This window comes from Chelatococcus sp. XZ-Ab1 (assembly GCF_029309855.1).
Lineage (GTDB): Bacteria > Pseudomonadota > Alphaproteobacteria > Rhizobiales > Beijerinckiaceae > Chelatococcus_A > Chelatococcus_A sambhunathii.
In genome coordinates this window covers 41,912-53,854 of record NZ_JARKII010000011.1, presented here as the reverse complement: position 1 = coordinate 53,854, position 11,943 = coordinate 41,912, and the positions used below count along the sequence as shown (strand labels likewise).

General features: G+C 69.0%; 13 protein-coding genes. 10 read left to right on the top strand and 3 right to left on the bottom strand.

The annotated features are described in order from the left end of the window. Position 1: 1 nt before the first annotated feature. Both P2T65_RS16245 and P2T65_RS16240 read right to left on the bottom strand, forming a co-directional pair. Complete coding sequence (locus P2T65_RS16245) at positions 2-874, bottom strand: branched-chain amino acid ABC transporter permease (protein WP_055460448.1); 873 nt, start codon at positions 872-874, stop codon at positions 2-4. Between the two features lie 81 nt (positions 875-955). Then, on the bottom strand, positions 956-2,170 hold the full coding sequence (locus tag P2T65_RS16240; protein WP_055460447.1) for an ABC transporter substrate-binding protein: 1,215 nt from the start codon (positions 2,168-2,170) through the stop codon (positions 956-958). Between the two features lie 228 nt (positions 2,171-2,398). Here P2T65_RS16240 and P2T65_RS16235 point away from each other — a divergent pair, with 228 nt between their 5' ends. The 7 genes from P2T65_RS16235 (at position 2,399) to P2T65_RS16205 (ending at position 7,797) form a co-directional block, all read left to right on the top strand. Further along, positions 2,399-3,403 (top strand): NAD(P)H-quinone oxidoreductase, encoded by a 1,005-nt coding sequence (locus P2T65_RS16235; RefSeq protein WP_276200199.1) that lies wholly within the window; start codon positions 2,399-2,401, stop codon positions 3,401-3,403. Then, positions 3,396-4,175 carry an SDR family NAD(P)-dependent oxidoreductase gene (locus P2T65_RS16230; RefSeq protein ID WP_276200198.1) on the top strand — a complete coding sequence of 260 codons (780 nt, stop codon included), beginning with the start codon at positions 3,396-3,398 and terminating at the stop codon, positions 4,173-4,175. Before P2T65_RS16235 ends, P2T65_RS16230 begins: the two co-directional genes overlap by 8 nt. Beyond that, positions 4,172-4,924, top strand: coding sequence for an SDR family NAD(P)-dependent oxidoreductase (locus tag P2T65_RS16225; RefSeq protein WP_198300589.1), 753 nt, complete (start codon positions 4,172-4,174; stop codon positions 4,922-4,924). The genes P2T65_RS16230 and P2T65_RS16225 overlap by 4 nt, the downstream gene beginning before the upstream one ends. A gap of 47 nt (positions 4,925-4,971) precedes the next feature. After that, entirely contained in the window at positions 4,972-5,688 is a 717-nt protein-coding gene (locus P2T65_RS16220) for a FadR/GntR family transcriptional regulator (RefSeq protein ID WP_276200197.1), read from the top strand. A 317-nt stretch (positions 5,689-6,005) separates the two neighbouring features. Further along, positions 6,006-6,518, top strand: a complete 513-nt coding sequence (locus P2T65_RS16215) for a superoxide dismutase family protein (RefSeq protein ID WP_276200196.1) — start codon at positions 6,006-6,008, stop codon at positions 6,516-6,518. Between the two features lie 38 nt (positions 6,519-6,556). Further along, positions 6,557-7,288: a cytochrome c oxidase assembly protein gene (locus P2T65_RS16210; RefSeq protein WP_072249537.1), complete on the top strand. Its 732-nt coding sequence runs from the start codon at positions 6,557-6,559 to the stop codon at positions 7,286-7,288. Further along, positions 7,285-7,797, top strand: coding sequence for a CopD family protein (locus P2T65_RS16205; RefSeq protein ID WP_055460441.1), 513 nt, complete (start codon positions 7,285-7,287; stop codon positions 7,795-7,797). Before P2T65_RS16210 ends, P2T65_RS16205 begins: the two co-directional genes overlap by 4 nt. Here the strand turns inward: P2T65_RS16205 and P2T65_RS16200 are convergent. Then, entirely contained in the window at positions 7,761-8,261 is a 501-nt protein-coding gene (locus P2T65_RS16200; RefSeq protein ID WP_055460513.1) for a DUF2231 domain-containing protein, read from the bottom strand. The two genes, P2T65_RS16205 and P2T65_RS16200, sit on opposite strands and share 37 nt — an antisense overlap. A gap of 15 nt (positions 8,262-8,276) precedes the next feature. Here P2T65_RS16200 and coxB point away from each other — a divergent pair, with 15 nt between their 5' ends. The 3 genes from coxB to P2T65_RS16185 are packed head-to-tail and all read left to right on the top strand — an operon-like array spanning position 8,277 to position 11,877. Next, positions 8,277-8,972 (top strand): cytochrome c oxidase subunit II, encoded by a 696-nt coding sequence (coxB, locus tag P2T65_RS16195; RefSeq protein ID WP_276200238.1) that lies wholly within the window; start codon positions 8,277-8,279, stop codon positions 8,970-8,972. After that, entirely contained in the window at positions 8,969-11,518 is a 2,550-nt protein-coding gene (ctaD, locus tag P2T65_RS16190; RefSeq protein ID WP_276200195.1) for a cytochrome c oxidase subunit I, read from the top strand. Before coxB ends, ctaD begins: the two co-directional genes overlap by 4 nt. Continuing rightward, a complete protein-coding gene (locus P2T65_RS16185; RefSeq protein WP_055460439.1) occupies positions 11,515-11,877 on the top strand; it encodes a hypothetical protein in 363 nt (120 codons plus the stop codon). The genes ctaD and P2T65_RS16185 overlap by 4 nt, the downstream gene beginning before the upstream one ends. Positions 11,878-11,943 lie beyond the last annotated feature (66 nt).

Below are 11,943 nucleotides of genomic sequence, written 5' to 3'. Positions count from 1 at the left end.
CTCACTCCGTGCCGCGGCCGAAGCCGAACAGGCCGGTCGGCTTGAAGATGAGGATGAGGATGAAGATCGCGAAATAGACGACCTCCTTGAGGTCGGGCGCGATGTAGTAGCCGGACAGGCTGTCGACGATGCCGATGATCATGGCGCCGAGAAAGGCGCCGTACATGCTGCGCATGCCGCCGAGCACAACGACGACGAAGGCGGTCAGCACGAAATAGGTGCCGATGGTCGGCGTCACCGGGAACAGCGGCGAGATGAGCGCGCTCGCAAGGCCGACGCAGGCGGCCCCGAGGCCGAAGGCGATGACGTAGATGCGGTCGACGCGGACGCCCATGAGCTGGGCCGCGTTGCGGTTCTGAGCCGTGGCGCGGATGGCGCGGCCGAGCGGCGTCCTCTGCATGAAGAGGTGCAGACCGGCGACGAGCACGAGCGCGCTCGCGAGCATCACGACCTGGGCATGGAGCACGGTGTAGCCGCCGATCGACAGCGGCTGGCGCACGCCGGGCGCCTGCACCGAATAGAGATCGGCGCCGAAGACGAGGAGCGCGAGATTGATGAGCGCGGTGGAGAGGCCGACCGTGGCGAAGATCTGGATGTGCTCGTCGGCCCCGAGAAGCGGCTGGATGATGAAGCGCTGCACCAGCGCCCCCACGGCAAACAGCATGAGCACCATCGGCACCGCCGAGACGTAGGGGTGCAGGCCAAGATGCAGCGACAGAAGATAGACCGCATACATCCCGACCATCAGGAATTCGCCATGGGCGAAGTTGACGACCCTGACGATGCCGAAGATCAGCGTCAGCCCGACGCTGATGATGGCGTACATGCTGCCGAGCATGATGCCGTTGAGGATGAGCTGGACAAGCACGTCCATCGCGAGGCCTCCCGACCGCGAAAAATTGTTCTTCGTTGCTGACCGGGGCGCGGCAGGCACGCCCCGGTTCGGGCGGGCACGCTACTCGGCGCCGATGCCGGTCTTTATCTCGGCGACCGCGGCATCGGCCGGGAAGACCGTGACGAGTTCGCCGCCCTGCCACTGCATCAGGAAGGGTGTGGCGCGCTCGTTCTGGCCAGCCTCGTTGAACTTGGCGCCCCAGCCGGTCGCCGTCGTGCCCTCGGTGACATCGACCGCCATCACCGCCTCGCGGATGGCCGGGGCCGTCAGATCCTTGGCGGCGGCCATGGCGTCGAGCAGCACCTTGGCGCCCATGTAGTTGGCGAGGCTGTGGCCGGAGCGCGGCGCCGTGCCGTATTTTGCCTCGTACTTCTTCACGAATTCCTCGATGCCGGGAGCGGCCTTGGGATTGGTACGATATTGGGTGAAGTCGACATTGAGCGCGCCCTCCATATTCTCGGGGCCCACCGCCTGCATGGTGTCACGGAGGGAATAGCCGCCGCCCGCACCCATCACGGCCTTGGGCTTGAAGCCCTGCTCCTTCATCTGGCGGAAGAAGAGCACCGTGTCGTTCTGGTAGGAGGTCTGCAGCACGACGTCGGCCCCGGCCGACTTGAGGCGCAGGATGACCGGCGTCAGGTCGACCGACTTCGCCGAATAGGGCAGCGTCTCGACGAGGTTGAGCCCCACCTCCTTGGCGCGCGCCTGCTGGTAGCCGGCGACCGTCTGGCCATAGAGCGAATCCTCGTGGATGATCGCCACCTTGAGGCTCTTGGCGTCGGTGCCGAGCGCCGGCGCCACCGCCTCGGCCACCGCATCGACCATGCGGTTGGCGAAGATGCGCGCCGTCGGATTGGTGCGGTAGACGTTCTTGAAGCCGCGCTCGGTGATCGGATCGGAAATGGCGCCGAGCTCGAAGTAAGGCACGCCGGCAAGTTCGGCGACCTGGGTCGCGGCAAGCGACAACGACGAGGAATAGGTGCCGAAGATCACCGACACCTTGTCGACGGAGGTGAGGCGCCGCGCCTCGCCCACCGCCTGGTTGGGATCGACGGCGTCGCCCCGCACCATCTCGATCTTGCGGCCGTTGAGGCCGCCGGCGGCGTTGCGCTCCTCGATGGCGAGCTCCAGGCCGCGGAAGCTCTCGTCGCCGAGCAGGGCAAGGCCGCCGGAGAAAGGATAGAGCGCGCCGATCCTGACGGCATCCTGAGCGAAAGACGGCGCTGCGGAAAGCGCCAGGCCGGCGGCCAGCGCCGCCTTGATAAGAACCTTCATCGTTTCCTCCTTCTACCCCGCGGCGGCGCCGCGCGGGCAGCCCCATGGCAGGCGGCCTCTTGGCAGTCCCTGGGCCGGCGGCCGGTCTTATTGTTCCCGGTCCGGCGCGGATAATGGAGATAACCAAGTTGCCTGACAAGTAGCAAATTGCTACGAACGACGACGATGATTAGATGCGACGGTAGCCCGCTCCCGGGCCGGCCAAGTTGCACAGCCGGAGGAAAGTCCATGACCGTTCCCGCTTCCATGCGGCAGGCCCGTTTCGACGGCGCCGGCGGCCCCGAGGTGATCCGCGTCGAAACCGCGCCCGTCCCGACACCCGGCCCCGGACAGGTGCTCATCGAAGTGGCGGCGGCCGGCGTCAACCGGCCGGACTGCCTGCAGCGGGCCGGCAACTACCCCCCACCTCCCGGCGCGAGCAACATCCCGGGGCTCGAGGTCGCCGGCACCGTCGTTGCCGTCGGCGAAGGCGTGACGAGCCCGCAGCTTGGAGAGAAGGTCTGCGCCCTCGTCATCAGCGGCGGCTATGCGGAATATTGCGTGGCCGACGCGCCGCTGTGCCTGCCCGTGCCCGCGCCGCTCTCCCTGACCGAGGCGGCCGGCCTGCCGGAGACCTATTTCACGGTCTACGATAATCTCTTCACCCGCGGGCGGCTCCGGGAGGGCGAGACCCTGCTCGTCCACGGCGGCTCGAGCGGCATCGGCTCCACCGCGATCCAGCTCGCCAAGGCCTTCGGCGCCGCTGTCTACGCCACCGCCGGATCGCAGGAGAAATGCGACTTCTGCCTCGGTCTCGGCGCCGATGCCGCCATCAACTACCGCGAAAAGGATTTCGTCGCCGAGGTCAAGGCGCTCACCGGCGGGCGCGGCGTCGACGTCGTGCTCGACATGGTCGGTGGCCCCTATATCGCGCGCAACCTCAGCGTCCTCGCCGTCGAGGGCCGTCTGGTGCAGATCGCGTTCCTGCAGACGAGCAAGGTCGAGATCGACCTGATGCCGCTGATGCTGAAACGCCAAACCATCACCGGATCGACGCTGCGCGCCCGCTCCGTCGCGCTCAAGAAGGCGATCGCCGACGAATTGCGCGCGAAGGTGTGGCCGCTCCTCGACGCGGGCAAGGTGCGCCCCATCGTGCACGCCACCTTTCCCCTCGCGGAGACGCGCGCCGCGCACGAGCTGATGGAATCGAGCGCCCATCAGGGCAAGATCATTCTGGAGATGCGCCGTGACTGACGCGGGCTCCCATGCCGGTCGAGTGGCGCTGGTGACGGGCGCCGGGCGGGGCATCGGCCGCGCCATTGCCGATGCCCATGCGGCCGCAGGCGCCGGCGTTATCTATCTCGACCACGACAGGGCGCTCGCAGAAGAAGCGGCCAGGGTCGCGATGGCCCGGGGCTGGCGCGCCGTCGCCGTGGCGGCAGACGTCGCGGACGAGGCGTCGGTCGCGGCGGCCGTCAGGCACGGCACCGAGACGCTCGGTCCCGTCACGCTGCTCGTCAACAACGCCGGCATCTCGCCAAAATCGGGCAGCGCCGGCGGCAAGGCCATCGTCTGGGAGATGCAGGCGGCGGAGTGGCGCCGCGTGCTCGACGTGAACCTGACGGGCGCCTTCCTGGTGACGCGCGCGGTCGTGCCGCAGATGCGCGAAGCCGGATACGGGCGCATCGTCAGCATCTCCTCCGTCGCCGGCCGCACCTATTGCGACATCGTCGGCGTGCATTATGCGGCGACCAAGGCGGCGCTCATCGGCTTCACCAAGCATCTGGCCGGCGAACTCGGCCCCTCCGGCATCACGGTCAATGCCGTCGCCCCCGGCCGCATCGACACGCCCCTCATGCGCGGCACGGCCGCGGAGGCCAACGAAGCCGTGCGGCTGGCAACGCCGCTGCAAAGGCTCGGCACGCCCGACGAGGTCGCCGGGATGTGCCTCTTCCTGACCTCCGACAAGGCCGCCTTCGTGACCGGCCAGGTCTGCGACGTCGCCGGCGGTTGGCTGATGACATGAGCGCGCCGATCATCGACTTCACCGGACGGACCCTGCTGCTAACCGGCGCCAATGGCGCCATCGGCCGCGCCATCGCCCGTCTCTTCCATGCCCTCGGCGCCAACTGCGCCCTGACTGACCTCGACGTCGAAGGCCTCGCTGCCTTCGCAGGCGAGCTCGACCCCTCTGGTGCCCGCATCCTCGTGCTGCGCCAGGACGCAGCGTCGCAGGCGGATGCCGAGGCGGCGGCGCAGCGCACGGCCGAACGCTTCGGCCGCATCGATCATGTCGTCACTGCCGCCGGCCTCTACCGGGAGCGGCTTGTGAAGGACATGGACGAGGAGCACTGGCGCCGCTCGCTCGCCGTCAATCTCGACGGCGTTTTCTACACCTGCCGGGCCGCCGTGCCGCATCTCGCCGAGGGCGGCGCCGTCGTCAATATCGCCTCCATGGCCGGTCACCGCGGCAGCCTCGCGCATGCAGACTATGCCGCCGCCAAGGGCGGCGTGCTCACCTTCTCCCGCTCGCTCGCGCGGGAGCTTGCGCCGCGCGTCAGGGTCAACGCCGTCTCGCCAGGGCTCATCGAAGGGCCGATGGTGCAGCATCTCATGGAGGTGCGGGGGCCGGCGCTCCTTGCTGAGACGCCCCTCAAGCGCCTCGGCACGCCGGACGAGGTCGCCCGCGTCGTCGCCTTCCTCTCATCCGACTGGGCCTCCTTCGTCACCGGCGAGACTGTGCATGTCAACGGTGGGCTGTACATTGCGAGCTGAAGGCGCCACAGGGGCGGAGAAGGCCAGTCGATGCCTGGAATGATGCGATGACCCAGTCCCACGATTTCCTCGACCGAGCCCCCTCGCTCGCCGATACGCTGGCGCACAGGCTGCGCCAGGAGATCGCCGCCGGGTGCATGCGGCCGGGCGAACGCCTGCCGACCGAGCAGCAGATCTCCGAACGCTACGGCGTCAGCAGGCCGACGGTCCGCGAGGCCATCGGCCGGCTGAAGCACGACGGCCTCGTCGTCACGCGCCAGGGCGCCGGCGCCTTCATCGCCGAGCCGGGCGCACTTGCTGTTTTCCGCCTCGACGTCGAGGATTTCACCAACCGCGACGAGATCCGCAACATCGTCGAATTGCTCATGGCCGTCGAGGCGACCGCGACGGAGCTGGCCGCCCAGCGCCGCGGCGAGGAGGACCTCGCCGCCATCCAGGCCCAGCTCGACGCCATGCAGGCGGCGATCGACCGCGGCGAGCCCGGCGTCGACGAGGACATGGCCTTCCATCGCGCCATCGTCGACGCGACCGGCAATCCCTTCTTCCGCGACCTGTCCGACTTCCTCGACAGGCGCGTGCGCCACTTCATCCGCACCGCCCGCGCCAACACGGCGCGCATGGGCGGCCTGACCCAGGCAGTCCAGGCCGAGCACCAGGCGATCTTCGACATGATCGCCAAGGCCGACCCGGTCGGCGCGCGGCGCGCGGCGGAAACCCACCTGCGCAATGCCGCCGAGCGCCTGTCGCTCTATTTCGCGAAATAGCGGCACGGATCGGCGTCCCGCGCCCGGCGCCACACCCCGGGAACCATTCGGCCTTCGTGACGTTACCCCACGGACGTAACGGAGGCTGCGAGTGTCCAGCGGGCGCGTCCCTGAGCGATACCTCCTGATATCCTCGACTGGCGACGGCAGGTCCGACCCGCCGGAAGTGGCGGTTGCGCGCAGGGCCATCCGCCCTCCGCGCGTCGAGCCGCGGTTCACGCGGGCGCACGCCGCCTCACCACCGGACCCTGCTGTTGGACGCCCGCGCCATGCCTGGCGTCGCGGCTGCCGGCAACCTGTGGAGGAGGGAGATTGCCATGAGAATGATCGGAGCTATCGCCGCAGCATTGGCCTTCACGGCCGGCGGGGCCCTCGCTCAGGAAGCGGCGACCGCGACGGCGAATTTCGTCGATGCCAAGGGCGAGGCGAACGGCAACGCCCGCTTGACCGCCGTTCCCAGCGGCGGCGTCCTGATCGCCATCGAGATCACGGGCCTGCCTGCCGGCCAGCGGGTCGCCTTCCACGTGCACGAGACGGGCAGCTGCGACCACACCACCGGCCATGATTCCGCCGGCGGCCATTTCAACCCGACCTCGAAGGAACACGGCTACAAGGTGGCGGGCGGGCCCCATGCCGGCGACATGCCGAACCAGTACGTCGGCAGCGACGAAACGCTGCGGGCCGATGTCTTCAATCCCGCCGTCACTCTGGACAAGGGCGAGGCCGGCATCGTCGGGCGCGCGCTCATGATCCACGCCGAGCCCGACGACTACGAGAGCCAGCCCTCCGGCAATGCCGGCAACAGGATCGCCTGCGCCGTCATCGAATAGCCGGCCGTGACACGGCCGCTCGAACGCCGAGGCCCATGATGGACGAGATCTACTGCGGTCCCGCGCCGACGCCAGCGACCCTGCCGGCGAGCTGGAATATCGACGCGCCCGCGGCCGTCCTGTGCCTTCTCCTCATCGCGCTCTACGCCGTGCGGGGCGAGCGCGACCGGCGCGCCGCCTTCGCGCTGGCGGTGCTGCTCGTCGCCGCGCTGTTCATGTCGCCGCTCTGCGCCCTGACGGCGGCGCTGTTTTCGGCCCGCGCTGTCCACCACGTGCTGCTCGTGGCCGTGGCGGCGCCCCTGCTCGCCGCGAGCTTCCCCACCCGCCGCAGCGGCGGCCGGCCAAGGGGCCTCGCGCTCCTCGTCGCCCTTCACGGCCTCGTGTTCTGGGCCTGGCACGCGCCGGCACTCTATGACGCCGCCATCCGCTCGCCGGGGCTCTACTGGCTGATGCAGCTGAGCCTGCTCGGCACGGGCGTCCTCCTGTGGCGGGCGGTGCTGCGCGATACCCGCACCGGCGCGGCGCTCCTCGTGCTGCTCGCGACGGTGGTGCAGATGGGCTTCCTCGGCGCGCTGCTCACCTTCGCCCGGGAACCGCTGTACCAGGCTCATTTCCTGACGACGGCGGCCTTCGGCCTCGACCCGCGGCAGGACCAGCAGCTCGCGGGTCTCGTCATGTGGGTGCCGGCGGCGCTGCCCTATCTCGCCGCCGCGCTCTACCTGGCATTCGTGCGGCTCGGTGCCGGCACGGCGGAGCCGCGGGCGGGATGATCTGGCTCAAGCTCGTGCATATCGCCGCCATCGCGCTGTGGAGCGGCGCCCTCATCAGCCTGCCGGCCCTCTACGTCCAGCGCGCGCATGTAGACAGCACGGCTTCCCTCCACCGCCTGCAGGCGCTCGTGCGGTTTCTCTACGTCAACGTGCTGTCGCCCGCCGCCTTCCTCGCCATCGCCTCCGGAACCGCCCTCATCTTCCTGCGCGAGACCTTCGAGCCCTGGTTTTCGCTGAAGCTCGCCCTCGCCGGGGCAATGACCGCCATCCACATCATGACGGGTCAGGTCATCATCCGGCTCTTTGACGCGGATGAGATCTACCCCCTGTGGCGCTTCACGGCCACAACAGTGCTGACACTCGCCGTGGTCACGTCGATCCTGACCGTCGTGCTGGGCAAGCCCGACCTGCCGGCCCTGCTACCCGATGCCTTTGGCGAGCCGGGAGCGCTGCGCCGCCTGATTCTGCGGCCTCAGTCCCTGTCCGAAATCATGAGGCCTATACCGTGATCGAAAACGAGCTTGCCGCCGTGCCAGCCCGCCATCCCTGTCAGGACCATGGCCAGGACCGAAACGAGCAGCCCGTGTGGCAGTACCTCGATGTCGCCGGAAAGGCGCAGGCCCCAGTTCAAGCCCATGACGGCGATGAGGCTCATCGCGGCCACCGCGTGGCTCCAGCTCGCCACGCGCACCCGGATGCCCGGCACGAGCAGCAGCTCGGCGGTGCCGACAAGGCCCGCGCCGATGCCGGCGGCGAAGGCGCCGCCCGAGGACCACAGGCCCGCCCGCACCCAGAACGGATCCCCGCTCCACCAGTAGAAGACATCGCAGCCCAGGGTCACGACGACGAGCGCGATGGGGAAATGCACGGTCATGGCATGGATGGGATGGCCGGCCACCGCGACGGTGGAACTCGTGTCCTTCCCCGCGACCTCCTCCATGACCGGATTGGGCGCCTCGCTCTTGTCGTTCATCGCAGTCCTCGACCGATCTCGAACAACGTCGGCCCACATCCATGGTTCCACCGCGCCGCCGCCGGTGCCGCGGCCCTTCCCGCCGCCGGCTGCAGCGGCGACTACTCGACGCTCGCCCCCGCGGGCCCCGCGGCCGAGGCCATCGCGCTCATCTGGTGGATCATGCTCGCCGGCGCGACCATCATTTTCCTCGCGACATTGGTGGCGCTCGCGGGCGCCTTCATCCCTTCCATCCGCCCTCTCCTGACGCCGAAGCGGCTCATCCTGTGGGGCGGGCTCGTCGTTCCCTCGCTCGGGCTCACCGCGCTGGTCGCGGGCGCCTTCACGCTCGGCGAGCGCCTGCTGCCGCGCCAGGGCGCCGAGACCCTGCGCATCGAGGTCGTCGCGCGCCAGTTCGCGTGGGAGTTCCGCTATCCCGGCACGCCAGTGGCGACGCGGGACGTGCTGCACATCCCGGTTGGGCGTGACATCGATTTCGCCGTGACCAGCGAGGACGTCATCCATTCCTTCTGGATCCCGCGGCTCGGGGGCAAGATCGACGCCATCCCGGGCCATAAAAACATCGTGCGGCTGAGGGCCGACGCCCCAGGCAACTATGGCGGCATCTGCGCCGAATATTGCGGCAAGGGCCATGCGCCGATGCGCTTCACCGTCATCGCCCACGCGCCGGAGGACTACGAGGCGGCGCTGACCTCGGAGGCCGCGCGATGACGACGGCTCCGCACGAATCGCGCGAGGCCCCGCCGGCCGCGCCTCCCTCCGCCCTCCGCCTGCACCGGGAACTGTCGGCGATCTGGGGCACGCCGCCCGGCTGGGGACGGCTCTCGGCGGTCAACCACACCATTCTCGGCAAGCGCTTCATCATCGCCGCCTTCGTCTTCTTCGTCATCGGCGGCCTGCTCGCCATGCTGATCCGCGTGCAGCTCGCCACCTCGGGCAGCGCCTTCGTCGGACCGGAGATCTACGGCCAGATCTTCACCATGCATGGCACGGTCATGATGTTCCTGTTCGCGATCCCGATGTTCGAGGGCTTCGCGATCTACCTGCTGCCCAAGCTGCTCGGTGCGCGCGACATGGCCTTCCCGCGCCTCACCGCCTACGGCTTCTGGTGCTACGTGCTCGGCGGCTCGATCCTCGTCGGCGCCATGCTCGCCGGCGTCGCGCCTGCGAGCGGCTGGTTCATGTACACGCCGCTCTCCTCCTCCGCCTATACGCCCGGCATCAGCGCCGACGTCTGGCTGCTCGGCATCACCTTCGTCGAGATCTCGGCGCTCGCGGCGGCGGTCGAGATCATCGTCACGGTGCTGAAGCTGCGCGCGCCCGGCATGTCCCTCGACCGCATGCCGATCATGGCGTGGTACCTGCTGATCGTCGCCTTCATGATGCTCTTCGGCTTCCCGCCGCTGATCCTCGGCTCGATCCTCCTCGAGCTCGAGCGCGCCGCGGACCTGCCCTTCTTCGACCCGACGCGGGGCGGCGATCCCCTGCTCTGGCAGCACCTGTTCTGGCTCTTCGCTCATCCCGAGGTCTACATCATCTTCCTGCCGGCGGCCGGGGCGATATCGACCATCCTCCCGACCTTCGCCCGCCATGAGCTCGTCGGCTACCGCATCATCGTCGTGGCCGTGATCGCGGTGGCCTTCCTTTCCTTCGGGCTGTGGGTGCACCACATGTTCACCGTTGGCATCCCGCATCTGGCGCTCGCCTTCTTCTCGGCCGCCAGCGGGCTGGTGGCGATCCCCACCGCCGTGCAGATCTTCGCCTGGATCGCCACCCTGGCGCAGGGACGCCTGCGCTGGGACGTGCCGATGCTCTATCTCGCCGGCTTCTTCGTCATCTTCGTCATCGGCGGGCTGACCGGCGTCATGGTCGCCATGGTGCCATTCAATCACCAGGCCCACGACACGCACTTCATCGTCGCGCACCTGCACTATGTGCTGATCGGCGGCTTCGTCTTCCCGATGATGGCGGCCACCTATTACTGGCTCCCGCACTTCACGGGCCGCCTCGCCGACCACCGCCTGTCCGTCCCGGCTTTCTGGCTGATCTTCAGCGGTTTCAACCTCACCTTCTTCCTGATGCATCTGACGGGCCTCCTCGGCATGCCGCGGCGCGTCGCGACCTATGCCGCCGAGGCCGGCTGGGACTGGCTGAACCTCCTGTCCTCCGTCGGCGGCTTCGTGATGACGACCGGCTTCGCCCTCTTCGCGGCCGACGTTCTCGTGCAGATCCGCTTCGGCAAGGGCTTTCGCCGCAATCCCCACCAGGCCCGCACCCTCGAATGGGCGATGCCCACGCCGCCCACGCCCTACGCCTTCGCCTCCCTGCCGGACATCACCGACCGGGCAGACAGGCTGGAGCCGGGGGGCCTCGGCAACCGGCTGGCGCGGGGCGAGGGCTATCTCGGCTTCGCCCGCAACCGCTGGCTCGAGACGCTTGGCGTCGACATGGTGTCCGGCAGGCCCGAGCAGCTGATCGTACTGCCGGGACCGACACGCCTGCCCCTCTGGAGCGGTCTCGCCACCTGCGCCTTCGTGCTCTGCCTGCTGTTCAAGCTCTACCTCCTGTCGCTCCTGCCACTCATCGCGGTGGTGTGGCTCTTTCTCGGCTGGACGGCGGCCACCGCCGCGAAGGCGGACCTCGGCCCCCTGCCGGTGGGCCGCGGAAGGGAGCTGCCGCCACACTGGGAGGCCGAACGACCGCCGTCATGGTGGGCGATGATCTTCACGCTCGCCGGCGACGGGACGCTCTTCCTCTCCCTCGTCTTCGGCGCGCTCTTCCTCTGGCTCGTGGCGCCGGGCTGGCCGCCCGGGGAGGTCGTCCTGCCCGCACCGGTGCCCGTGGCGGGCTGCGTCGCCGTCTCTGTGCTGGCCGCCATCGCGGGCAGGAAGGCCGTCACCGTCCTGAGAGCGGGTGGTTCGCCCGCCCTCTGGCTCGGGCTCGGCGCATTGATGCATGCGGCCACCGTCGCGCTTCTCGCCGCGCTGGCCGCCGCCGTGCCCGGCCCGACGACGCACAGCCTCCATGCCGTGACCTTCACCCTTCTCTTTCATGCCGGGCTGCATGCCGGCATCGGCCTCGTCTATGCGGGCTATTGCCTCTGGCGCCAGGGCGGCGGCTATCTCTCGCGCCGGCGCAGCCTCGACCTGCGGATCGCGGCGCTGTGGCACGACTACACGGCCGTCTCCACCATCGTCGCGCTGGCCCTTGTCGTCGCGCTGCCGCTTCTGGCCGTCGTCCCGGAGACGCGGCCATGATCGATGCAACGTCCGGCCGCAAGATCCTGCTCCTGTCGCTCGCCGCGGGCTTCGGCCTCTGGGCGGTCGCCTTCGTGGCGCTCTATGCGATGCTCTCCATCGGCTGCGCCTTCGGTTGGGACAGGGGAAGCCTCGTGCTCGGCCTGTCGCTGCAGCGCCTGCAGCTCCTTCTGCTGCTCGGGATCTTCCTCGCGCTGCACGTCGCTCTCGTCGTCGGGCTAAGCGCGCGACAGCAGCGCTCTGACACCGCGACGGACCGTTTTCTTCATTCGGCTGCCCGTCTCGCGGCCATCGCCGCCCTGGCCGCAAGTATGTTCACCTATTGCGGCACCGTCCTCCTGACCACCTGCAATCCGTGATGGCACGGTCCGTCTCAGTCGTCGGCACTGGCGACCGCCCGCCGACTTGCGGAACACCCGCCGCAC